Source organism: Paenibacillus sp. NPDC056933 (assembly GCF_042674385.1).
Taxonomy (GTDB): domain Bacteria; phylum Bacillota; class Bacilli; order Paenibacillales; family Paenibacillaceae; genus Paenibacillus.
On the sequence record NZ_JBHUQN010000001.1, the window covers coordinates 270,648 to 294,673 of the forward strand.

17 protein-coding genes and 1 pseudogene are annotated in these 24,026 nt (G+C 48.2%); 13 read left to right on the plus strand and 5 right to left on the minus strand.

What is annotated here, in order from left to right:
- Positions 1-168 precede the first annotated feature (168 nt).
- Positions 169-507: a DUF4190 domain-containing protein gene (locus ACFTRD_RS01155; protein WP_024628854.1), complete on the plus strand. Its 339-nt coding sequence runs from the start codon at positions 169-171 to the stop codon at positions 505-507.
- A 134-nt stretch (positions 508-641) separates the two neighbouring features.
- Here the strand turns inward: ACFTRD_RS01155 and ACFTRD_RS01160 are convergent, their stop codons facing one another.
- Together ACFTRD_RS01160 and ACFTRD_RS01165 are read right to left on the minus strand one after the other, a co-directional pair.
- Positions 642-2,828 (minus strand): YhgE/Pip family protein, encoded by a 2,187-nt coding sequence (locus tag ACFTRD_RS01160; protein WP_379381096.1) that lies wholly within the window; start codon positions 2,826-2,828, stop codon positions 642-644.
- A 78-nt stretch (positions 2,829-2,906) separates the two neighbouring features.
- Complete coding sequence (locus tag ACFTRD_RS01165) at positions 2,907-3,485, minus strand: TetR/AcrR family transcriptional regulator (RefSeq protein ID WP_090893784.1); 579 nt, start codon at positions 3,483-3,485, stop codon at positions 2,907-2,909.
- A gap of 659 nt (positions 3,486-4,144) precedes the next feature.
- Here ACFTRD_RS01165 and ACFTRD_RS01170 point away from each other — a divergent pair.
- Complete coding sequence (locus ACFTRD_RS01170; protein ID WP_379377211.1) at positions 4,145-4,501, plus strand: winged helix-turn-helix transcriptional regulator; 357 nt, start codon at positions 4,145-4,147, stop codon at positions 4,499-4,501.
- Positions 4,502-4,588: 87 nt separating this feature from the next.
- On the opposite strand, the pseudogene ACFTRD_RS01175 reads toward ACFTRD_RS01170, so the two are convergent.
- The 3 genes and pseudogenes from ACFTRD_RS01175 to ACFTRD_RS01185 all read right to left on the minus strand — a co-directional run.
- Positions 4,589-4,996 (minus strand): annotated as a pseudogene (locus ACFTRD_RS01175) (NAD(P)H-dependent oxidoreductase); the annotation flags it as partial.
- On the minus strand, positions 4,900-5,241 hold the full coding sequence (locus ACFTRD_RS01180; protein ID WP_379381368.1) for a hypothetical protein: 342 nt from the start codon (positions 5,239-5,241) through the stop codon (positions 4,900-4,902). The gene ACFTRD_RS01180 and the pseudogene ACFTRD_RS01175, both read right to left, overlap by 97 nt.
- Before the next feature lie 259 nt (positions 5,242-5,500).
- On the minus strand, positions 5,501-6,694 hold the full coding sequence (locus ACFTRD_RS01185; protein WP_090893789.1) for an MFS transporter: 1,194 nt from the start codon (positions 6,692-6,694) through the stop codon (positions 5,501-5,503).
- A gap of 657 nt (positions 6,695-7,351) precedes the next feature.
- On the opposite strand from ACFTRD_RS01185, the gene ACFTRD_RS01190 reads away from it, so the two are divergent.
- From ACFTRD_RS01190 to ACFTRD_RS01240, 11 genes are all read left to right on the plus strand, one after another.
- Positions 7,352-7,981 (plus strand): TetR/AcrR family transcriptional regulator, encoded by a 630-nt coding sequence (locus ACFTRD_RS01190; RefSeq protein ID WP_379377214.1) that lies wholly within the window; start codon positions 7,352-7,354, stop codon positions 7,979-7,981.
- On the plus strand, positions 7,978-8,943 hold the full coding sequence (locus ACFTRD_RS01195; RefSeq protein ID WP_379377216.1) for an alpha/beta hydrolase: 966 nt from the start codon (positions 7,978-7,980) through the stop codon (positions 8,941-8,943). Before ACFTRD_RS01190 ends, ACFTRD_RS01195 begins: the two co-directional genes overlap by 4 nt.
- Positions 8,944-9,222: 279 nt before the next feature.
- The gene (locus ACFTRD_RS01200; protein WP_379377218.1) at positions 9,223-9,432 is read left to right on the plus strand and encodes a tautomerase family protein; all 210 of its coding nucleotides are present in this window, start codon (positions 9,223-9,225) and stop codon (positions 9,430-9,432) included.
- Positions 9,433-9,473: 41 nt separating this feature from the next.
- Positions 9,474-10,409 carry an ABC transporter permease gene (locus tag ACFTRD_RS01205; protein WP_379381098.1) on the plus strand — a complete coding sequence of 312 codons (936 nt, stop codon included), beginning with the start codon at positions 9,474-9,476 and terminating at the stop codon, positions 10,407-10,409.
- Between the two features lie 12 nt (positions 10,410-10,421).
- On the plus strand, positions 10,422-11,300 hold the full coding sequence (locus ACFTRD_RS01210) for a carbohydrate ABC transporter permease (protein ID WP_379377221.1): 879 nt from the start codon (positions 10,422-10,424) through the stop codon (positions 11,298-11,300).
- A gap of 42 nt (positions 11,301-11,342) precedes the next feature.
- Positions 11,343-12,380 carry a response regulator transcription factor gene (locus ACFTRD_RS01215; protein ID WP_379377223.1) on the plus strand — a complete coding sequence of 346 codons (1,038 nt, stop codon included), beginning with the start codon at positions 11,343-11,345 and terminating at the stop codon, positions 12,378-12,380.
- Positions 12,377-14,215, plus strand: a complete 1,839-nt coding sequence (locus tag ACFTRD_RS01220; protein ID WP_379377225.1) for a cache domain-containing sensor histidine kinase — start codon at positions 12,377-12,379, stop codon at positions 14,213-14,215. Before ACFTRD_RS01215 ends, ACFTRD_RS01220 begins: the two co-directional genes overlap by 4 nt.
- A 31-nt stretch (positions 14,216-14,246) precedes the next feature.
- On the plus strand, positions 14,247-15,014 hold the full coding sequence (locus tag ACFTRD_RS01225) for an SDR family NAD(P)-dependent oxidoreductase (protein ID WP_379377227.1): 768 nt from the start codon (positions 14,247-14,249) through the stop codon (positions 15,012-15,014).
- A 34-nt stretch (positions 15,015-15,048) separates the two neighbouring features.
- Positions 15,049-17,418 (plus strand): DUF4962 domain-containing protein, encoded by a 2,370-nt coding sequence (locus ACFTRD_RS01230; RefSeq protein ID WP_379377229.1) that lies wholly within the window; start codon positions 15,049-15,051, stop codon positions 17,416-17,418.
- 359 nt (positions 17,419-17,777) lie between these two features.
- Positions 17,778-19,328 (plus strand): extracellular solute-binding protein, encoded by a 1,551-nt coding sequence (locus tag ACFTRD_RS01235; RefSeq protein WP_379377231.1) that lies wholly within the window; start codon positions 17,778-17,780, stop codon positions 19,326-19,328.
- Between the two features lie 204 nt (positions 19,329-19,532).
- A complete protein-coding gene (locus tag ACFTRD_RS01240; RefSeq protein ID WP_379377233.1) occupies positions 19,533-23,894 on the plus strand; it encodes an alpha/beta hydrolase fold domain-containing protein in 4,362 nt (1,453 codons plus the stop codon).
- Positions 23,895-24,026 lie beyond the last annotated feature (132 nt).

Sequence of the window (24,026 nt, forward strand, 5' to 3'; positions counted from 1 at the left end):
TTATCCTTAAATTAGAATATCATAATTTCTGTGTTCGTAGGTGCTCCGTGTTTCCGGTCAAATAAGTAAATATATTTAATATAATCGGAATATTTACAAATAATGGGGCATATTTTCCCAGCTAATCAAGTATAATGAGAATACTTAATAAACAGGGAGGATTTACCTTTGGACCAACGTCAGCATGATGCAGATCGTTATTATAGCGATCCGCTTCCGCCACCACCTTATGTAGTACCCAAAACCAATGGCAAGTCTATCGCAGCGCTTGTCATGGGAATTTTGTCAATCATGATTCCATACTTGGGGTTTCTGATTGGAATTGTTGCTATCATATTTGCATCTATTTCTCTTAAAGAAATCAAGCTTCGCATGGAACAAGGAAGAGGACTCGCGATTGCCGGTCTCGTCTGTGGCATCATTGGCACGGCAATTTATGCGATTATCTTTTTGTTCCTGCTGGTTGCATTTCTCGCATTCTCCAGCGGCGAAATTTCTTCATATTAGAATATGAGGAATGAGGAAGGGCGATCTGCATTTGTCTCCTCACTAAAAAAGCAAGGCCATGTATAAGCAAACACCCGCTGTGTTCCAGACGTGGGCCTTGCTTATACACATGCCTTGCTTTTTATTTTCCCATTTTATACGTGAAGCGCTGCCTCACCACTAACGTCCTCGACCTCACTCGTGCGATGCATCATGAAATACGTAAAAGTAGCCGCCAGACCAATTACCGCAAAGATGCACAAAATTCCGATCTGATCCCATGCCACACTGAACTGTCCACTAGAAATAACAGCTTTATACCCGGTTACCGAATAGGTCATCGGCAACCATGGGTTGAAACCTTTCAGCCAATTCGGAATAAGTTCCAACGGGAACGTACCCGCGCTGGTTGTCAGTTGGAAGATTAACATCAGGATCGCCAGGAAGCGTCCGGGATTTTCCAACCAAGTAACCAGGGCTTGAATGATGTACATGAAGCTTAGGCTGGTAACAAAGCTGAATAAAAGGAACAAAGGTATGCTTTGAACTTCCAGGCCCAATCCAGACAAGACAAGCCAGGAAGCGAGCAGGGACTGCACAGCACTCATGATCGTGAAGGCCAATGTTCTGCTCACAAAACGATTCCAGCTGCTCGCATCGGCAACCGAGCTGCCGCGTGTGGGTACCACCAGCGTTGCAATCAGTGCCCCAACAAATAGCCCCAATGACAGGAAGTATGGTGAGAATCCTGTACCATAGTTGGGCACTTCGTTATGTTTATGTTCATCCACCTGAACGGGCTCGGCATACATCGTTACAAGTTCATCCGTTTTTTTCACACTGCCCGTTTGATCGGCGGCATCATTTAGTTTGGTGGCAAGCTCACCAGAGCCATCGGTTAACTTGGCGGTACCTTCTTTTAACTCACCTGCACCATCATCCAGCTTCCGGGAACCATCGGCAATGGTGGTAATTCCGTCTGAAAGTTGGCTCAACCCATCAACCAGTTTCCCTGCACCTGTGTTTAATTGACTCGAACCCTCTGCAAGTTTGGCTCCGCCAGTAGCAGCCTCAGATAATTTGGAGTTGAACTGTTGGAGACCTGTCGCAAGCTGTTCCTGTCCAGCAGACAACTGCGTTGCTCCTGCTACAAGCTGCTGTTGTCCCTGCACTAACTGGCTGCTGCCTTGATGCAGTTGTTGCTGCGCAGCTTGCAGGCGTTTGCTGCCTTCGACCAATTGCTGTCCGCCTTGATACACCTGTTCGCTACCAGCAGCCACAGCCTGACTTGCTGCCAGCAACTGTTGTATAGCGGGGTTATCAGCTAGCTCCGGACTGGCTTTGGCTAATTGGGTAAGACCTTGCGCAACAGCCTTGGCACCTTCACTTACTTTGCCACTGCCTTCGACTGAAGTCTGCAATCCTGTGGTCAGCTTGGCGCTGCCTTCCTCGGATGCCGCCAGTCCTGCATCTAATTGGGCTGCTCCTTTCTGAGCAGATTGAATCCCGGCCTGCAACTGTTTACCGCCAGCTTCAGCTTGGGCTGCTCCATCACCGAGCTTCGTACCTGCCGCCGCCAATTGGGACAAACCATTGGAAAGGGAGCTGGCTCCCGTATGAAGCTCGCCAATACCTTGAGCCAAGGTGCTCGTGCCTTCTTTTAACGGGGTCATGCCTGTTTCGAGTTTGTTGGTTCCATCCGCCAGTTTGGAGAGGTTTTCTTTCAGTTTGAAGACACCTTCATCCAGCTTGACCGCACCCTCGTTAATCTGACCTGCGCCATCTCCGGCATCCGCCAAACCGCTAGAGATTTTCTCCACCTGATCCAGCAACGTTTCAGTATACGATTCCGTCACTTTGGCGGAGACTTTGGATTTGATCTGTTTGACAGCAGTCCCGCCAATCTGACCCGCAAGGAAGTTGTATCCTTCATTGGGTTCATAGAGCAGCTCTGCCGGCTGGGGATGGTCATCCATCAGAGTGGTTGCTTTGGCAGAAAAATCCTCCGGAATAACAATCGTCATATAATACGTGTTGTCTTCCATGCCTTGCTCCGCTTGTTCCCGAGTTACGAATTGCCAGTTGAAGTCGTCACTCTTTTTCAATTCATCGACCAGATTCTGTCCGACTTCCAGCGATTTATCGTTGTAGGTTGCCCCCTGATCCGTGTTGACCACGGCCACAGGCAATTCATTCATTTTGCCGTAAGGGTCCCAGAATGCATTAAGGAACAGACCGCTATATAGCACCGGAATGAACAGCACCACGAGAATCGGAATAAAAACTTTTGGTTTCTTGAAGGCGGATTTCACATCCTGCCCAAATACAGTGAATGATTTCATCATGTTCTCTCCCTATCATCAGCTACTCCGTTATATATCTATCTCTAATTTTAAATGGATTCAGCCACAAATCTTCCTCTATGTTGGGGATAATCCACTTTTGAGAAAGAGGCCCACGAAATCCTTGATCTGATCCTTGTGCAGCGAAGGATGCGCTTTGTTCCAATCGGATGTTAAGGTGACATACAGCTTCAATAGGACAAAAGAGACCAGCCTGGGATCGTCTTCACGAATCTGCTGTAGTTCCATGGCGCGCTGAACTTGGCGTTCCAGATATTCGAGAATCGCTGTTTCTACTTTCTGTAGACCTTCTTTGGCCTGAGGCGTGCCGAACTCGTTCACTTCCTGAAACAGTTTGATCAACAGTTCATGTTCTTCCCTGTACTCCAGCAAAGAGTCCATGCTAAGGTGTACGTTATCCAGAAACGAATTCTCTTCCTTCACCGTTTGCTCCGTAATCTGTTTCATATCGGTAATGATCGAGTGGAGAATCTCGTCGAACAGTTCTTCCTTGTTTTCGAAAAAAGTATAGATTGTTCCCTTGCCTACATTGGCAAGTCTGGCAACCTGCTCCATGGTTGTTGCTTTGTAACCAAACAACGCGAACGATTTTTCAGCCGAGTCAATGACCTGTTGCCTTCGATCAATGGTTCTCATGGTATATGCACCTCCTTGTTGTATGGAATGTTAAAGGGTAAACTCGGAATTGACTGGATTACTTATTTGGTCAATTGGTCGTTTATAACTGTAGCACTCGAACGGGTAGAGTGGATGTGATCTTTGTCATGGTGTGGATGGGGGGATGAGGAAGGTTATTAGGGGAATCGGTATGAGACTCACGCAGGTGCGAATGTGATGCTCACATGAAAACCCGGGGGGATTCATCGCAATAGCGCAGGCTACCTCAACGACTTAGAGCAAAAATGGAATTCACTTATGAGCTAGTTAATTATGCTGTCATAGTTAAAAAACTATTTAGTTATGGGAAGGTCGCTTATTTGAAAATGGAAAGGACAGTTAAACCCAGTTCAGACATTGTCATAGAGGGTTATTTAGATTCTCCATTGTGAATCGAATATCGAAGAAGTAACAAAAAGGTTATCTTTACTCAACTAACCGTTTCCTATTTTGGTCAACACTCGCCCTCCGCGTTCGCGCTGCCATCGTTCGGGTCCCATTCCGTTTCTGAAATTTTTTCAAATTTAGGATATATCAAATTTTATAGCGATTTACATCCTTTCAATAAGATTGCATAATGATTTATTATAAAGTATGTATATTTATATCATATACTTACCAAAAGGAGAGTGTAGCTTGTGCACGAAACTATTCCAACTGGCGTGAAACTAAACGAAACTGGCTTTGGATACACGTTGTCCTTAATAGGCGGTAAATATAAAATGATCATTATGTATTGGCTGTCTGAAAATAAGGTAATGCGGTTTAATGAGCTGAAGCGATGTATCGGTACCATCTCCTTTAAAACGCAAAGCATCATGTTAAAAGAGCTGGAGGCAGATGGGCTTATCATACGCAAGGAATTTCCCCAAATACCTCCAAAAGTTGAATATTCATTATCTGAAAGTGGTCTTTCTCTCATTCCATTGTTAAATATGATGTGCGAGTGGGGAGAGAAAAACATTTCGCCAGCTCTGGAGGCTGTACAGCGGTAGGCATAGTTGTTTTGTTTATATTACAAAGAAGTATCTCCTGAACAGGGAGATACTTCTTTTTTATAGCAGTCTTAATAAAGCTAACTATTACAGATTGTCAAGAAAACTCAAATAATTTAGTGTGTATTTTCCAATTCGCTTACAGACGGCTCATTTTCTGTATCAGGCACATTTTCACCAGGCTCGTTTTCCGTACCATAATACGCAAAGAACGAAACGATAATTTGCATTGCAGTATAGGAAGGTAGTTTCAAAAGGAGATAATAAATAATTAAGTACATAGTGATATCTTCCATCTTCACTATAATCTTCTTTTTTACTTCCGGCAGATACAGCTAAAGCAGCTTTGCGATTCTTTAATTTATCTCCTCCATTTGAACCATGAGCCCACCCATAAGTTAAAACATCGTCAAGCCATTTTTTAAGGAGAGGCGGACAATTAAACCAATATATAGGGAACCGCAAAACATGATTACTAGGTGATTCAACCAATTTAATTCTCGCAACGTTTTACCTTGGACACGGTAGAAAAAATGCTCCTTGATGCTGCTCACGATGCAGGGGCTATCTATGATCTTTTGAAGCATCAAGGGATTTAACCGTTCTTTGATCTCAATGAGCGTGGCACCAAAAATCTGGAAACTGAAAGCGATATGAAGATTTCTCCCAGGGGAGTCCCAATCTGCCTTGTAGGCAAGGAAATGAAACCCTACGGCTTCGATCATGCCCAGAAGCGGCATAAGTGGATCTGCCCAATGATGCAAAACAGAATGACCAACACTTGCTCTACACCTTGTTCTGATGCCTAATACGGCCGAACCTTCCATACCTGCAGCAAGGATAACCCCCGGTTGTTTCCCGATGTGGCCAGAAGCTCATGTGTACGGACTTTGCAAGCTGCTTGATCACGAGCGGACGGTAGTATTGCCGGTTAATCAACTGGATCGCTTGAGCAATTTTGTGCGCGTTGGCTTTTGCAACTGGTTAAGCACCAACCTTTTAGATATTAGTTTCTTTTATATCTTTCCTAATTTCTGGTGGAGCTTTGGAGCGGGTTACTCGTAAATATACCATAACGGTTGTTGCAGCGATGGCAACAACCGCTGCTCCAATCCAGCTAATCGAAGCTAAGGAAGTTTGTTCCACGACAACGCCTCCAATTCCTGCACCAGCACCCATAGCAAGCTGTAAAACTGAACTATTCATACTCACCATAATGCCTGAAGCCGCCGGAGCAAGCGTCATTAAGTGATATTGCTGAGTTGGACTTGTTGACCAAGCGGATAGAGCCCAAAATATGAGCACAAGGAAAACGATAGCAGGCGATTGGGCTGATAATGACAGTAGAACTAAGGCTACTACATGCAGTACCATACTAACAAATAAAGTACGAGGGAATCCCCATTTATCTGTACTATAGCCGCCAAGCTTTGAGCCGAATAAGCTGGCAATCCCGAAAGCGAATAAAGCAATGATAACTGTTTTACTGTTCATCCCTGTAATCGACAGTAGGAAGGGAGAAATGTAGGTGTAGACAGTAGAATAACCAGAAATCCATAAGAAAGTGATCATTAGGGCTGCAATTATTTTCGGTTGCTTAATTAAAGCAAGCTGTTTGCGCAAGGGAACCGACTCATCGCCATTTGAGCGTGGGATGACTAAGAGTATAACGATCATCGCAAGAATACTAAGTGTACCGATTCCTCCGAAGATCAATCTCCAATCATAAGCGGAAGCAATAACTCTGCCTAGCGGAACACCGATAATCAACGAGGTGCTAAAGCCCATAAGGATTGTTGCAATTGCACTTCCTTGTTTATCAGGTGGAGTCATCTTGGTAGCGACAGTAAAGGAGGTTACAACGAATACTCCCATGCTTAGTGCAAGAATAACGCGTGAAACTAAAAGAAATTCAAAGCCAGGTAAAACTACGGCGATAATATTTCCAATCACAAATACGCCAAGTGAATAAACTAAAAGCTTGCGCTGCTCCATTCGTGCTGTAAATGCGATGAGGAAAGGTGTTCCAAAAGCATAGGCGAGTGAAAAAACAGTAATGAGCTGACCAGCAGCAGCGACGGAGACATTAACGTCTCTTGCAACTGTGTCGAGAATCCCTGCTATGATATACTCGGATGTTCCAAGCAAGAAGCTAACAGCGGCTAATAAGTAAACTTTCCAAGCATTAGACATATAATTATCCCTCTTTCTTAAGTTTCTATATTCCGGGTATATAGAAATTTATTTATTTATTTCCTTCATTGAGTATAAAGATTGTACTATAAATATGTAAGTACGCACATTTAGTACAGGTACTGTCATAAAGGTGAGTGTTACTCTGAGCAGATACACTACATTTTGTTAACACCGTATTATGAGTATTAAACTCCCAGGGGGAACTATAGTTCAACATCGAAAGGGCTGCCGCGTGGAGCCCTTCGCTCAGCTAAAGGGCAGCATAGTTTATTAATCTAAGATTGTTGTTAAAGTGATAGAAGTTCTTACCTAAGCACTGACGGTTGCTGTCCCGGCATACCGAAAGATCTTGCAGATCCTCTGCAAGGACTTCTGTTGTGCAATCCATTTTCTACGACAACATGGAGTTATCGTTCCACTATCACCACATTAAAGGAAGGCAGAAACGTAAACTCATCATCCAAGTAACCTGATACAAACAAGCTGGAGGCCATACTGGGCCGCACTCCGGCTTATTTGTATTTGTAGAGATTCATCCTGCTTGGAAGTAAGCTAAATTTGCTCTTGCAATCATCCATCATTAAAGATATATTATTAATTAATTAACTGATCAATTAATTAATTAAAGTTTAGCTTAGAGAGAGGGGAATACATTTGGCAAGACCCATCAATGAAGAAAAAAGGCTGGAGCGTCGTAAACGAATCCTAAAAGAAGCTGTTGTCCTGTTTGCAGAAAGTGGATATTCGAATACCACAACGGCGATCATTGCGAAGAATGTGGGAGTGACTCCCGGAACCATTTTTCAATATTTCCCTAGCAAAGAAGCTTTATTCTACGCCGCTGTCCTGGAGCCGCTTGCTGATATTCAGGTGAAATCGCTTGCTTGTCTACAACAAGAGGGGACGCCGGGCGCATTGATTAAGAACATGGTGGCAGAACAATTCAACCATATCTACTTCTATACCAATGAATTGCGGCTTGCTCAATCTGTCTTAGGGCAACGAATCAGGTTCCCTGAACTTACACAGAAGGTCCTTGAAAGTATAAAGGTAATGACCGATGAGATCGAAAGCGTCTATGCCAAGGGACAATTAATGGGAGAGTTCAACAAAAATTTTTCTCCCGCAATGATCTCCCGTGCCTATATCTCTTTCTTAAATGGAGTGGCCTTAACTCTTGGAGAAAGTATTCTTCATCATCCCGAGTGGGAAAATCTGAAGGGGCATGCCTTTTATTTGTTCGCACCCATATCACCTATAGAAAAACTGGAGGAGTCTGAATGAGTCAAACATCATTAGAGCCCAATCATAACGTTCGTGTAAAAAAACGGAACAAAATTTTATGGAGCTTGGGAATCGTGCTTTTGCTCGTGGTGGCCCTTGTGTTTTTTATATCGTATAAAGTAGTAGACACTTTGTTGCATCATCCTAGAGACACGAATGTCAGCTACGAATTGAATATCGATAAAACCCCCTATGAAGAGGTCGAGTTCAAGAGTTTGAAAAATGATAATACGATTAGAGGTACCTTCTTTCCTGCAAATGCTGGTGTTAAATCAAGCGATAAGACGATTATTATCGTCCATGGATATACGAGCAATCGTTTAGTCAAAGGGAGGACGCCAAAGTTAGTAGAGCACTTTGTTCCAAAAGGCTACAATGTATTGGCATTTGACCTCAGCTCGCAAGGTAAGTCCGATGGTGATTTGATTACACTGGGCCTCAATGAAAAATACGATTTGCTGGGAGCAGTAGATTATTTAAAATCCAGAGACCATACGGGTGATAACATTGGCGTGATCGGCTTTTCAATGGGTGCTGCTACGTCTTTGCTAGCCACAAGTGAAAGTGATGATATCCAAGCTGTAATCGCGGATAGTCCATTTCGTAATGCTGGGCTATTTCTGAGAGAGGGTCTACCTTTCTTTTCAGGTCTACCTGCGTTCCCATTCAGTTATACATCGACATGGATGGCAAATTGGGTCTTTGATGTTGATCTGGATTCCATATCACCTATGGATGCGGTAAAAAAGATGCAAGACAAGCCAGTTATGCTCATTCATGGTACTGGAGATCAGCAAATTAGTTATAAAAATACAGAAATGATTTATGAGTCCTTAAAAGATAATCCAAGCGCAGAAGTATGGTATCCGAAAAACACGGAGCACATCGATGCGATCAACCATTACCCCACTGAATATTTCCAAAGAGTAGATCGTTTTTTGGATGAGTATGTAGGAAAATAAATGTAGTCCTAGAGAGATGACTAGTAGAAGGGTTTTCTGACGAGGTAAAAAAAGCATAATATCAAGCATTTTCAGCCTATAGCGTGCAAAACCGCTATGGGCTTAATTTACATAAAAGAACAGGTATTTTAAAGCCGGAAACGGCGGACGGAAGGGTTGCTCCAACCTAAAGAAAACACAAGTGAACGAAAAGACAGTCCATTGTTGCCCTCTCACAGGAACGCTAAGATGAAGTTGTTAAAGCGTTTACATTACGTGGTGAAAGGGAGCTGAACTCGGATGCCGGAAATTTCAATCAGGCTGTATGAAGGCAGGACGGATGAGCAAAAGCAGGAGATCGTGGAGGTGTTTACACGCGAGCTTTCACGTATTATTGATCGTGAGCCGGAGTACATTTCCGTTGAATTCAACGAAATCCCATGGGACGAGAACGTTCCTGATAATTTGAGAAACAGGCAGTCACAGAAGCAGGGAGGGGAGAAGACGTGAAGCCGGCGGATATCGCATCGTCAAGCGGGGGTCCAACTCGACTGCACAACTCATCCAATCTCGGCACGAGGCTTGGTGATGCAGGCCGCTACTTATGGCGATACCGGATACTATATCTGCTCTCGTTACCGGGCATCTTGTATTTTTTCCTCTTCAAATATGTGCCTCTGTTCGGCTCGGTCATTGCTTTTCAGAACTACAATATTTTCAAAGGCATCACCGGAAGTGATTGGGTCGGCTTGGAGCATTTCCAGAAGATGTTCAGCCATTATGACTTTTTGCGAATTCTCAACAATACACTTCTGCTCGGACTATATGATCTGGTGATTGCATTCCCGGTACCGATCTTACTGGCCATTCTGCTGAATGAAGTACGGATGATTGTGTTCAAGCGGTTGCTGCAAACGATTGTATACATGCCTCACTTTCTGTCCTGGGTCGTCATTAGCGGTATCTTCATGGGTATTTTCTCGATGGACGCCGGAGTGGTGAACAAGGTACTTGGATTTCTGGGCATGCAACCGATCTACTTTCTTGGAGAAGACTCGTACATTCGTTCCATTCTGATCGGTTCCGGAATCTGGCGGGATTCGGGCTACGGCACGATTATTTTCCTGGCTGCCATTGCGGGGATCAATCCCGACCTGTATGAAGCGGCAGAGGTGGATGGTGCCGGACGTTTGAAGCAAATATGGTCGATTACCCTGCCATCCTTGCTGCCGACAATTATGATTTTGCTGCTGCTGCACATCGGAAAGTTCCTGGATCTGGGCTTTGAGCGTGTGTTTGTATTCCTGAATCCGCTCAATCTGGAATCGGGTGAAATTCTGGATACGTATATCTACAAAGCCGGGCTTCTCTCACAGCAATATAGCTATACAACAGCCATCGGGTTGTTCAAATCGGTCGTGGGTTTGATGCTTATTCTACTCGGTAATTTCTTCAGCAAAAAAACAACCGGCGAAAGCCTGTATTAGGAGGCGAGTTCTATGCGTACCCCCAGTGTCCGTTACCGTATATTCCGCATTGGAAATCTCGTTTTTCTAACGCTGCTCTCGTTGACGATGATTCTGCCTTTCATTAATGTGCTGGCCCAATCACTCAGCAGCTCGGAAGCGATCATGGGCGGAAAGGTCAGCTTCTGGCCTGTTGCTTTTACCTGGATCAATTATGAATATGTATTCGGGGATGCTTCGTTCTGGCGGGCATTTGCGGTATCGGTTGGGGTGACGGTGTTTGGAACGCTGGTCAATCTCGCTGCAACGGCATCGCTGGCCTATCCCGTATCCCGTCCTGAGTACAAGGGGCGCTCTCTGGTCGTCATGTTTGTCCTGGTGACCGTTGTATTCTCGGCCCCGCTCATTCCGAATTTTATCCTGATGAAAGAACTGCATCTGGTCAACAATCCACTGGTTCTAATTGTGCCGGGAGCGATTAATGCCTTTAATTTCTTCGTTATGCGCTCGTTCTTCGCACAGCTGCCGGGTGAACTGATCGACGCTGCCCGCATCGATGGCTGTGGGGAATTTGGCATCATCTGGCGTATCGTCATTCCATTGTCCAAACCGGCCATGGCATCACTCGGCATTTTCTATGCAGTAGGCCACTGGAATGCCTATTCCACCGCCCTGTATTATCTGAATGATCCAGCCTGGTGGCCAATCCAGGTTACACTCAAAAAGTTATTTGAAAGTGATGATATTTCCGTCGATCCGGGGTCTGCCGTCTATAGCACTCTTGCACATACATCGCCGGAAGGCATCAAAATGGCAACCATCATCATCGCCACCTTACCGATTATTATCATTTACCCTTTCCTGCAAAAGCATTTTGTAAAAGGAATCATGGTCGGCTCCGTCAAATCTTAAGTACAAGCAGCATACAGATCTGACGGAAACGGGGGAATGGCGATGTTCAGAATCTTGATTGCGGATGATGAACCAATGATTCGAATGGGTCTGGCCAAAATGATCGAGCAAGCGGGGCTGTTCGACTGTGAGATTCGGCAGGCAGCACAGGGGGAAGAAGCTCTCCAGGTGGTGGAGGAATTTCGGCCTCACATCCTGTTTACGGATATCCGCATGCCAACGATGGATGGTATTGAGCTGTGCCGACGTTTATCTGAGCAGGGCAGTACGATGCGCATTATTGTGGTCTCCGGTTATTCGGACTTTGAATATGCAAGAGCCTGTATGGATTATGGGGTAAAGCGATATCTGCTAAAACCTGTGGGGCGACAGGAGCTTCATGAGCTGCTGCTCAAATTGATGGCGTCTGAAGAGGATAAGCCCACTGCATCTCTTGTACCTGTGAGGGAGCTGAATGACTGGGCCATGCGTCTGGAAGAGGCCATATGGGAGCTACGGCAGACCGATGTGACGGAACTGCTCGCAGCATGGTCAGGTCGGTATCCGGCATATTCCCTGATGCCTGAGCAGACAGCGGAGCTTTTTCAGGAATTGCTCGAATTGATTGTGGCCCGAATGAATGCACGAGGCAACGGAACGATGAGTACGTCTTGCGAGATAAATGTAAGCGCTTCCTCAAAAGAGTGCTTCGAGGCTCTGGGCAACGAAATTCACAGGTTGATGAAGACGATCAAGGAAAAGCGCAGCGGCAAGCGCAAGCATCCGGTGGAAGAAGCAAAAGCCTATCTGGAGAAGCATTTGCGCCGCGAGGTGTCACTGGAAGAGATTGCGGCCAAGCTGGGACTTAACCCGTCCTACTTCAGCCAACTGTTCAAACAGACGACAGGCCAGACCTTTATCCAATACCGGATACGCAGCAAAATGGAACTGGCCAAACGCATGCTGGAACAGCCGGGCAACCGGATTACGGATATTTCCTACGAAGTGGGATATGCGGATCATCCCCATTTTACGAAGACGTTCAAGAAGATTACCGGACTGACACCGTCGGAATACCGCAATAAGTTGGGCATTGAATGATGAAGCGCAGCCTGTCGATCCGCCTGTTCTTTCATTTTGCCATCGTGATTACGTTGTCCCTGTCCGCCATCGGTTTGTTTACCTACACCTATGCCTCGACTGAAATGAACGACCAACTTGCGGACAACATCGCGCAGACGATGCGCAATACGGCGTACCAGACCGATCTGTATTTGCAAAATTATGATCGTGCAACCTACTCCATCCTCTCGAATGGAAGTGTGAAGCACTTCCTCGATATGAATTCGGAGGACAGTTATGCCAATTACGAGTATAGCCGTCAGATTAAAACGAACGTGTTCCCGCCTGTTTTTATGTTATATCCACAGATCAAGTTCCTGTATGTTATCGGGGAAAATGGGCGTGTTGTGATTGATGACAATCAGAATTCAGCTGGCATACCAGATATCAACGCGGCAGAGCAGTACAAGGAGTTGCTGGCTGCAACCCCTGCAAATGGGGAATCGATTTTGCTTACCCGGAGTATTCGCAGTGGACAGAGTGCCAATGTCATTACGATTGCGCGCCGGATCAGAGGCGTGTCCTCGTATACGCCAAACGGCGTGTTGGCGATGGAAGTGAATGTGCTGGAGCTTGACAAAATATGGGGAGAACTCGACCTCGGTCAGGGTGGCTATCAGTATGTGATGGATCAGAATGGAACGGTCATCTACACACCCGGGGACGAAGAGGCGCAGACGGCGATGCTGGCCAGCACCGTAAACAGGCTTATGCACATGGAGGAAGGGTCGCTGGAACAGAATGCGGATGGCATCAAACGACTGTTCATATCGGAGCTTTCTGAGTATTCGGGCTGGCGCTTTGTCGCTTCTGTGCCGCTGTCGGAGCTGCAAAGACCGATTGCAACGATTCGCTCGACCACCTTGTGGGTTGGTGCAGGAACGCTGCTGGCTGCACTGGTCGTGGCCTATCGAATCGGCGCTTCTCAGGTGGAACCTATTCGTGTGCTGATGAACGGAATGAGACAGACGGAGAAGGGAATCTGGAACAAGGTGGAGATGAAGGAAAGGCGCGATGAAATCGGCGTGTTGATCCGCAGCTATAATCTGATGGTCAGCCGCTTGTCGGACATGATTGAGAGTGTATACGAGTCGGAGCTGCGCCGCCAGAAGTCGGAGATCGAGCTTCAGCAGGAGGCGCTGGAGCGGCACCGTGCGGAATTTCAGGCGCTTCAGTTGCAGATCAATCCGCATTTTCTCTACAACACCCTGGAGACGATCAAATGTTATGCCGTTGTACAGGACTCCGAAGAAATTGCACAGATGGTGGAATCGATGGCCCATATGCTCCGTTATTCCATTCAGACCAATCTGGAGGAAATCACGGTTGCGAATGAACTGAAACATGTGCTGGCCTACCTTTCCATCATGAAACATCGCATGGATCGGGAGCTTGAAGTGGAGGTCATCATTGCACCGGATCTGTTACTGGAAAAAATGGTTCGACTCACCCTTCAGCCGCTGGTGGAAAATGTGTTACAACACGCGTTTCCGCGGGGCATGGAGCCCGGTCATTATATCCGCATCGATGCTCGGCGCCTGGAAGATCGCTTTCTTGTCATCGTCCAGGATAATGGTATGGGCATGAGCGAGGAACGCCTGGAGAAGCTGCGTCGCCGTCTGGAACTAAACCGTCTGGCAGGTGAAGACTCTGATGATGTCTATCATCGCGGAGGCATTGGACTCATGAATGTCCATCGTCGGATTCAACTGGTATTTGGAGAAACGTACGGCTTAATGATGGAGAGTGAGCAAGGGTTGGGAACGACGATTACGATGGCACTTCCGGCGGATCAGCATAGTAAGCGGATTTAATTGAAACCAATATGAAGGAGGAAGATCAAATATGAATATCAATTTACAGAACAAAATTGCACTTGTAACAGGTTCTAGCGGAGGGATCGGCGCTGCCATTGCCGGGGCATTGGCTCGCTGCGGGGCAAAGGTGGCTGTGAATGGTCTGCATAATATGGAGCGGGCTGAAGAGGTTGTAGCTGCGATCCGGGATGCTGGCGGTGAAGCAGCGGCATTTCAGGCCAATGTGACGAATACGGATGCGATTGAATCCATGGTTGGGGATATTACGCTCCGCTTTGGGGGGCCGATTAACCTGTTGGTTAATAATGCGGGACATTTGGTGGAGCGGAGCCCTATTGAAACGATGAGTGAGGAGCTTTACAGCCGGATTATGGATGTCAATCTGAAGAGCGCCGTATTTGTCTCCAAAGCGGTCATTCCTGGCATGAAGGCAGCTGGAGGCGGCCGAATTATTAATTTGACCTCGGTAGCGGCTCATAACGGGGGCGGTCCGGGTGCAGCTATTTACGCAGCCTCCAAGGCGGCTGTCATTGCGTTAACCAAAGGACTTGCCAAAGAACTGGCTCCTGGCGGGATTACGGTCAATGCCCTTTCACCGGGCTTCATCGGACAGACGGCGTTCCATGCTACGTTCACCTCGGCGGAAGGCCGAAATTCTGCGGTGAGCAGCATTCCGCTTGGACGGGAAGGCAATCCCGATGATGTCGCAGGTGCGGCGCTGTACCTGTGTTCGGAGCTGGGTTCTTTTATAACCGGAGAAACGCTTGAAATCAATGGCGGAATGTATATGCGTTGATGCTGCACCATTTGCGATAAGGAGGGGATTAACGATGGAAGTGAAGCGGAAGCCTGCAGAAAGACCGTTGTACCAACCCATTAGCGGGCCGTTCCATGTGGACTATGCACCTGACGAACATACCGTTTTAACAGAGAACCCGCCGAGATTTACCTGGATGGCGGCACAGCAGGAGGATGAGAATGCCTATGTGCTGCAGGTGTCGGTGGAGCCTTCTTTTCAAGAAGAAGGGACGATGACGTTTGCGCCGCTCCCCTATAACTTTTTCACGCCGGACCGGGTGTTTGAACCTGGTGAATATTACTGGCGTTATGCACTGCTTGTGAACCATCCCGTGCAGCAAGGAAGCGAAGCCGAAACGGATGCCGTACAGGAGAAACAGCAGGAAATGTCGGCATGGAGTGAGGTGCGGAGGTTCACCGTGCCAGAGGGGTTACCCGAGACACCGATACCGTCTCGGGCACAGCGTTACCTTTCCACGGACACGTCTCACCCTCGGCTGTGGCTCGGAGAAAGTGGGCTACAGGCACTGGCGGATGGCATTGCGTCCGATTCCACATATTGCGGCTGGGATACGTTTATGGCAAATTCTGTGGAGCCGTGGGCAAATCGTGAGCCGATCCGTGAGCCGCTGCCTTATCCTGACAACAAACGTATTGCAGCGCTCTGGAGGCAAATGTATATTGACTGTCAGGAAGTGTTATATGCGATTCGTCATCTGAGCATTGCTGGTCGGGTGCTTCATGACGAACGGCTGCTTGAAGCTGCAAAAACCTGGCTGTTACATGTGGCGGCTTGGGATACGGAGGGAACGACATCCCGCGATTATAACGACGAGGCAGCCTTTCGGGTCGCCGCCGCGCTCGCTTGGGGTTATGACTGGCTGCATGATGAGTTGAACAGTGAAGAGCAGGATGTGGTGAGGCGCAGCTTGCTGCGACGGACAGAGCAGGTGGCCCAGCATGTGATGGTCCGCTCGAAGATCCATCATGTGCCTTACGACAGCCATGCGGTGCGTTCATTATCCTCTGTGCTTGTACCCTGCTGTATGGCTTTGTTGCATGAGGAGCAGCAAGCTGCAGCGTGGCTGGATTACGCCATCGATTATTATGCCTGTCTGTACTCCCCTTGGGGTGGCAGTGATGGGGGTTGGGCCGAAGGTCCGATGTACTGGACAACAGGCATGGCCTATGTGACCGAAGCGATGAATCTGCTGCGAAACTATGCGGGCATCGACTTCTTCCGTCGGCCGTTCTTCCAGCGTACCGGGGATTTTCCACTCTACGTGTACCCTCCTGATGCTCGGCGCGCCAGCTTCGGAGATCAGTCTACGCTAGGTGACCCGGTAAACTTGAAAACAGGCTATCTTGTCCGCCAGCTGGCGGGTGTTACAGGCAACCACTGGTACCAGTGGTACTTTGAGCGTGTACGCCAATCCGATCCGGGGACAGAGGGAGCCTTTTATAACTACGGCTGGTGGGATTTTAACTTTGACGACTTGGTTTACCGCCACGATTATCCGCAGGTGGAGGAAGAGTCACCTGTGAACATCGAGCCGCTCAAATGGTTCCGGGATGTAGGGTGGGTAGCCATGCATCACCGGATGGACGATCCGGATGAGCATATGATGCTGCTGCTCAAGTCAAGCCGTTACGGCTCCATCAGCCACAGCCATGCGGATCAGAACAGCTTCACTCTGCATGCATTCGGTGAGCCGCTTGCGGCGGATACGGGCTACTATATCGCGCACGGCAGTTCCTTTCATCGGGAATGGCGCAGGCAGACGCTCTCCAAAAATAACCTGCTGATTGGCGGAGCAGGGCAGTACGCCGAGAACAACAAGGTGCTGAATATGGCCGCAACCGGACAGATTGAAGAAGCCTATTGGCGAGACGGCGATGGTTATGTGCGCGCGGTAGCGACCGATGCCTACGCCAGCACCGTACCGCATGTGAAGCGTGTTGTGCGGGAAATTCATTTTCTGCAGTCATCGTACTTCGTTATTGTGGACCACATTGATCTGGAGAAGCCGGACAGCGTTCAATGGCTGTTCCATGCCCTACACCCGCTACAGCTGAAAGGGCAGAACTTCCGTCTGAACGGGAATAAGGCAGGGTTAGAAGGGACGTTTGTCTACGCTTCCTCCGGTGAGCTGTCGCTCAGCCAGACGGATCAATTCGCAGAGGTGGACCCGGCAGAGTACGAAGGGCTGGACAGACATTATCATCTAAGCGCGGAAACGCGGCCTGCTTCAAGCCATAGAATTGTAACGCTGCTTGTGCCGTATAAGATCGATGAGCCGAAGTATGTCCCTTATTTCATCGATGACCAGGATCACGGCATTCATCTCTATTTTACCGACAACGGTGTAACGAAGAAGATCGAGGTATCCAAAGCGTACTAGATAAGATGAACTGAATATTTACACAAGAACGAAGAGTGCAGAACCCATCTGAAGAAGCGAAGCGTTCGCCTTTATCACCGGATTTTCCCCTTTGGAAAGGGAATCAAAAAAATCTGGGGATAACAGCGATCGGAAGAGGGTACTGCAATCGGAGTGGCTGAGTGTAAAGTTTGTACGTTCAATTTATATAGTGCTATATGACTGGATGCTGTGGAACTTTAAGTATGACCTAAAGAAAACGCAATCTCATCTAAAACATCCCCATTGTTGCAGGCGGTGGGGATGTTTTAACATCTATATGAAAGCGCTTCACCAATGATTGGTACCTAAATCTAAATCAGGATGAAAAGAGGGGTAGCATGAAAAAGTGGATGGTCTCAGGCATCGCGCTATTGCTGGCGGCATCGGTCATCGCGGGATGCAGCAAGGGAAGCGGGGCAGAATCCGGTGAAAATGGGGGAGACGGCAAGACGAGGTTCTCCATGTCACTTCGTACGCTGGCGTATACGTATGTGGAGAAGTCGCCGGACATCAATCAGGATAAATGGGTGAAAAAGCTGGAGGATCTGACCAATACGGATCTCAAAATTGTCCTGGTACCCCATAAGGAATATGAGCAGAAAATGGTCCAGATGTTTGCCACCAACGATATTCCTGATGTGGTGCAGGGTGATGGCGGCGTCAACGGCAAAGAGATGGCCGGCTCGGTCGAAGCCGGGGTATTTCAGCCGCTGGATGAACTGTTGCAGCAGTACGGGCAAGATTTGCTCAAAGCCGTACCGAAGGAAGCCTGGGACCAGGTAACTCATGACGGCCATATCTATGCCATCCCCGAATATTTATCCAATCCATCCCGCCGGGCAACCTGGATTCGCAAGGATCTGCTGGATCAAACGGGACTGCAGGTGCCTACTACGGTTGAGGAGACAATGGATGTTTTGCGGGCCTTTAAGAAGCTCGGCGTGGAGAACCCATATATGGGGCGTGAGGATTTCAAATATGCAGATACCTTTTTCGGTGCCTATGATGTACAGCAATTCCTGTCCATGATGGAGCAGCAGGGCGACCAGGTTGTACCGAAGTTCATGGATAACGAGAATATGCAGCAAGCCCTCACTGTCTATAAGACGATGTACGAAGAAGGGCTGATCAACAAAGAGTTCGCGACCATCAATTCCACCGTATTCAAAAACACGATTCTCTCTGGCAAGGCGGGCATGTGGTCCATGAACGCCAACGAACTGATCCAATGGGAGAAGCAGATTAAAGCGTCGGTTCCCGATGCGAAAATCGAGATTATTCCTTCCCCTGTCGGTCCTGACGGAAAGGGCGGTTATTATTTGTACGGTCCGGTGACACGTGCCTACTTTATTAATAAGGATGCGGCTGATCCGGCTTCCATTATCCGTTTCTTTAACTGGATGGTGTCTGACGAAGCCGAGAAGTTTTTCACATACGGCACAGAAGGAGAGACCTATACAGAGGATAATGGCGTGATTTCATACACAGCGCCAACAGACTCTGCTGGTGTGGACGAAGAGCGTTACCGTCAGTCGTTCTTATGGTTCGTACAGGACACAACGTACAATAAAGGCTCGTTATCGCTGACAGAGGAAGGAAAAAAGCTGATGAATATTTACGATACCATTTTAGCCAAAGAAGGCCGGGATGGCATCAACTTTGATCCGCGTTTGGAAGCCTTTGTACAGAATCCCGATATTGCTCCCAATTCGGATACACCTCCTCAAGTATTGCTCACACACATGATCAAAATGGTTTATGGGAAGGAGCCGATCTCCGATTGGCCGAAAGTGGTAGAGGAATGGAAATCCAAAGGCGGCGATCAGGCGATCAAGGAAGCCACGGAGAAGTTCAAGAACGGTGAAGGCGTGACGGCGCCGCGTCGTTAACTATATAAGTTGAACTATACATTTTACACGATAACGGAGAGGACAGAAATAACCTGAAGAAGCGGAGCGTTCGCCTTTATCCTCGGATTTTCCCCTTTGAAAAGAGGAATCAAAAAATCTGGGGATAACAGTGATCGGAAGGTTGTTCTGTCATCGGAGTGGCAAGTGTAAATATCCTTTGGTTCAACTTATGGAACCAGTGTAGTGAGTCAGGTGAATACGGAGGGGATACAAGTGAATGACGTGTTCAAAACGTGGAAAAAGCGTGTTGTACTTGTTGCCATGTCTGTCATACTTATTAGCGGTTTTGCCGTTCCCGTGCATGAAGTCCGGGCGATGGAAGACGCTGTTCCTCATTCTATTTTAAATGCTGCGCAGGAAGAAAGAGGAAATATCCCGGAACCGGAGGGCCCCGAGCTGGAGATTTACGCGGAAAACTTTGATGACCCGGACAATTTTGGCTCTACAGGTGGAATTGCATTGAGAGCTCCCTGGTCGCAGGAAGGGGCAGGTGGAAGCAAGGCCAAAACGTCATCCTCCACCACCGCACCCTCGCTGCCCAACATGATCAAGATGGACGGAACCGATGCGCTTGCACTGCCTCTAAACTTGACCGGATACGGAAATATTCGGCTGAGCTACTACACGCGTGCTTCCTCCTATATAAGTGGAAGTGTGATTATCGAATGGTCGAAGGATGATGGTACATCCTGGGCAACGCTGGAGACGTTCGAACTTCCCCCGGGCACCCCGGACCTGAAGAACAAGGAAGGCAATACGCTAAAAAGCTGGACGCTGGGTTCGGATGCGAACAATAACAGCACGGTGAAAATTCGTTTTCGGACAGGAGATGCCATGCAGGCCAACATGTATATCGACAATGTTGCCATTTACGGTCAGGCTATTCCCGGAATAACGCCTGCCCCCTCCCCAGTGCCACCTGGAGAGGGGAATACTGAATTTACGCCACCACAAGGAGTGACTTTGTACGAAGATGTGGAAATAGGTACGGCTGGTGGGCGGGCGATGTATTCATCCATTGCTGTTCCCGAGACAGCGGCAGCTGAGCCGATGCCGGTCATGGTCTATATCCATGGAGGTGGATGGAATCACGGTGATCGGAAGCAGGCATTGAACTCCATATGCAATTATGTACTCAAACGTGGTTACATCGGTGTATCTCTGGACTACCGACTGACGCCTGAGGCGCCTTTCCCTGCCCAGATTCAGGATGTGAAGCTCGCTATCCGATACTTGCGTGCCCATGCAGCCCAGTACAATCTGGACCCGAGTCGGATCGGCGTCTGGGGATCGTCTGCGGGCGGCCATCTGGCTGCATTGCTTGGCACAACAGGGGACATGGTTGCTGGTGATACCGTAGTGCTGGATACAGGAGCGACGGTAGAAATACCTGATCTCGAAGGTTCTGGCGGATGGCCTGAGTATTCCGACAAAGTTCAGGCGGTCGCCGACTGGTACGGACCTGCTGATTTTACGACGACATTTGCCAATAACTATAGCTCGGTCACGGCCCTGCTTGGCGGGCATCGCGCATTGGATGTACCGGAACAGGCCAGACTTGCCATGCCTGGCACGTATGCTTCACCGGATGATCCACCGTTCTGGATTCGGCACGGCGATGCTGATGCCACCATTCCCTACACGGACAGTGTTACTTTTGCGGGACAGCTTCAATCTGCGGGTGTCCCAATTGTGGATCTGAAGATCGTACCCGGTCAGGGCCATGGATTTACAGGTACGGCTTCCGAGATTGCCAATGCGGAGGCGTGGGCCTTTCTTGATGAGCATGTGAAGAACCGGGTCGTTACGGAGCCAATCATATTCAAAAGCAATCGGGAAGACACTTCACCTGGCGAGAAAGAGGATGAAGAAGAGCCGCAATGGATTGAAAAGGTTATATCCAGCAAGCTGCCCAGCGACGATGCGGCGATAGACAGCGGCAAGCCTGACCTGAATTTCAATCAGGCTACGGGCTCCAGTACCGGATTGCTCAGCATTTCTTCCACTTTGTCAACCAAGAAGTATGTGTATTTCAAGTTTGACATGACCGGAAATGAGTCTGAGGGAGCTCGGTATCGATTACGGATTGCTGCAAAGAAAGGCACGTCGAATACGGATACGGAATTGTCTGTGTACGGTTTGGATGCAACAGACTGGAGCGAATCATCACTTACCTGGTCGAATGCTCCTGTCCAAAGTCTCAACGAAAGTTCGCTGCTTGGCACATTCCAGGTCACGGCAGATCGGAATGGAAGCCCGGCAGTCTACGAAGTCGATGTAACCGATTATGTGAAGAGTCGATCAGCGGAGGGGCAGGTGGCGTTTCTGCTCGGGGATGCCGGATCAACAGGCGTTTCTGTGAACGTGTACACCAAGGAAGCCAATGGAACGATCAATCCGCGTCCACAGTTATCTGTTATCTCATTAATTGAAGATGGAAGCGACACACACGCGCCAGAATGGGAGCAGGGAGCTGAGCTGGAGATTCGCAACTGGGGAACGGAGTTTGCAGAACTAAGATGGCCAGCGGCCAGCGATGATACGGCTGTATCTGCCTACCGGATCTATCGGGATGGAGTTCTGCTGGCCGAACAAGGCAAGCAGTCATTCCGGGACAGCGGACTTGCAGCTGAGACATCGTACACATTTCAAGTAAGGGCAATTGACGAGGCCGGCAACGTAAGCAGCGCTTTATCAACCGATATGATCACCCTTGCGGTTCCGGTATTGCCCCTGTCTGTTGATTCCGTCTCGGCAAGCGGCAGCGACGGCAACCTGGCGACCAATACCATCGACAATAACAGCTATACACGCTGGTCTGTTGCAGGAGAGAGGCAATGGATAACATTTGATCTGGGGCAGGCACAGCAAGCGGGCTATGTCGGGATTGGTTTTTACAAAGGGGATGTCAGGAAGACCTCCTTTGAGATAGAAACGTCTGTTGACGGTAATCATTGGACCCAGGTATTCAACGGCGAAAGCAGTGGGGATACAACAGAAATGCAGGCATTTGATATCCCGGACACGTCTGCACGTTATGTACGAATCACCGGGCATGGCAATTCCGATTCAAGTATTTATACGAGTCTCACCGATGTTCATCTGTATGCCCCATTTGCAGGGGGAGGAACGCCTGTCGCCCTGATCCCGTACATTGAGCCGCAACCACCAGAGGGAACGGTGCCTTTTATCGCTCCAGGACTGACGGAGACAGATGGAACACCGCATACTATCCATTCTCCTAATGCTGTAACTGGACGTACGATTGATGTACGGGATTACGGAGCAGATCTGGCTGACAATACGAGTGATGACCGACCTGCAATACAGGCCGCCATTGATGAGGCTAACGTCGGCGATGAAGTTTTTTTGCCTGATGGCGTGTACAATTTGTTGTCCGGGCCGGATACATCCACCAACCTGATGCTCAAATCCGGGGTGAACCTGAGAGGAGAGAGCAGTGGAGGAACCGTGCTCAAGACATCGCTGGATCAGGTGACGGGCAGCGCGGTCCTGAAAGCATCGGCTCAGCACAGCATTCTCGTATCCAATATGACCATAACATCATCCTGGTCTGGTAGCTACACGACCGATCACAAATCCAACAATCCCTCCGCAGGGGGGCCAGATAGCATGATCCACATCGCCAACTATGGTGAGGCACCATCGTATGACATTACGATCGACGGCGTAATTGTGGAGAAATTCAAACGAATGGCTATCCGCATCGAACACAGCCGAGATGTCGTTGTGAAGCATGCAACATTCCGTAATGCAACAGATCTGGGCCCTGGGGGTTCAGGCTACGGAGTTTCCATTCAGGGAACGGCCAAGACCGATCGGCTTGGCTTTGACAATGATACGATATGGAATGTGGTGGAGGATAGTACGTTTGAGGGACCTTATCTTAGACATGGAGCGTTGATCCAGTTTGTCGCCCATAACAACGTGCTGCGTAGCAATACATTTAACGGAACCAAGCTCGATGCTATTGATCTTCATGGTGAACTGGAGTATTTCAATGAAATCTCCGGCAATGTGATTACGGATGTGCTGACAGGCGCAGGGATCGGACTTGGCAATACAGGGGGTTCAGCACCCAGCAACCACAGCAAGTCGGGCAAAGGAAACTACATTCATGACAACACGATCACGAACAGCCAGATCGGCATTTCGGTAACCATGGGCACCCCTGATACAATAATTGAGGATAATCACCTCAAGAATACAACCACAATTGCAGATGCGGCAGGAATCAAAGTGCTAAACGGACCGGGTACGGTAATACGCGGCAATGTGATCGGGAGCAATACCGCCAGCGGTTACTGGGGCGTGCGGCTTGAACGTGATAATGGCGATGCCGGAGCAGGCAATATTGGCGAAGGGAATCCCGAAAATGTGGTGATTGAAAATAACCGAATTGAAGGTAACACGAACGGAATCGGTCTTTTTGCCGGAGTCGGCATTTTGCTGAAGGCCAACATTCTAAACAATGTGAATGAGGACTACTACAAAGCAGCAGGTGTTACAGTTACCGAGCTATAAATGATCAGAACAAGTAGCCTGCGGGCTACTTTTTGTTGTGAATCATTTATTTAAGATTCATTAAAGGTTTGTCCTCTACCATGGTTTCATAAGCCTAAGTTGCTTAACAGAAACCAAGAAGGAGGATTCATC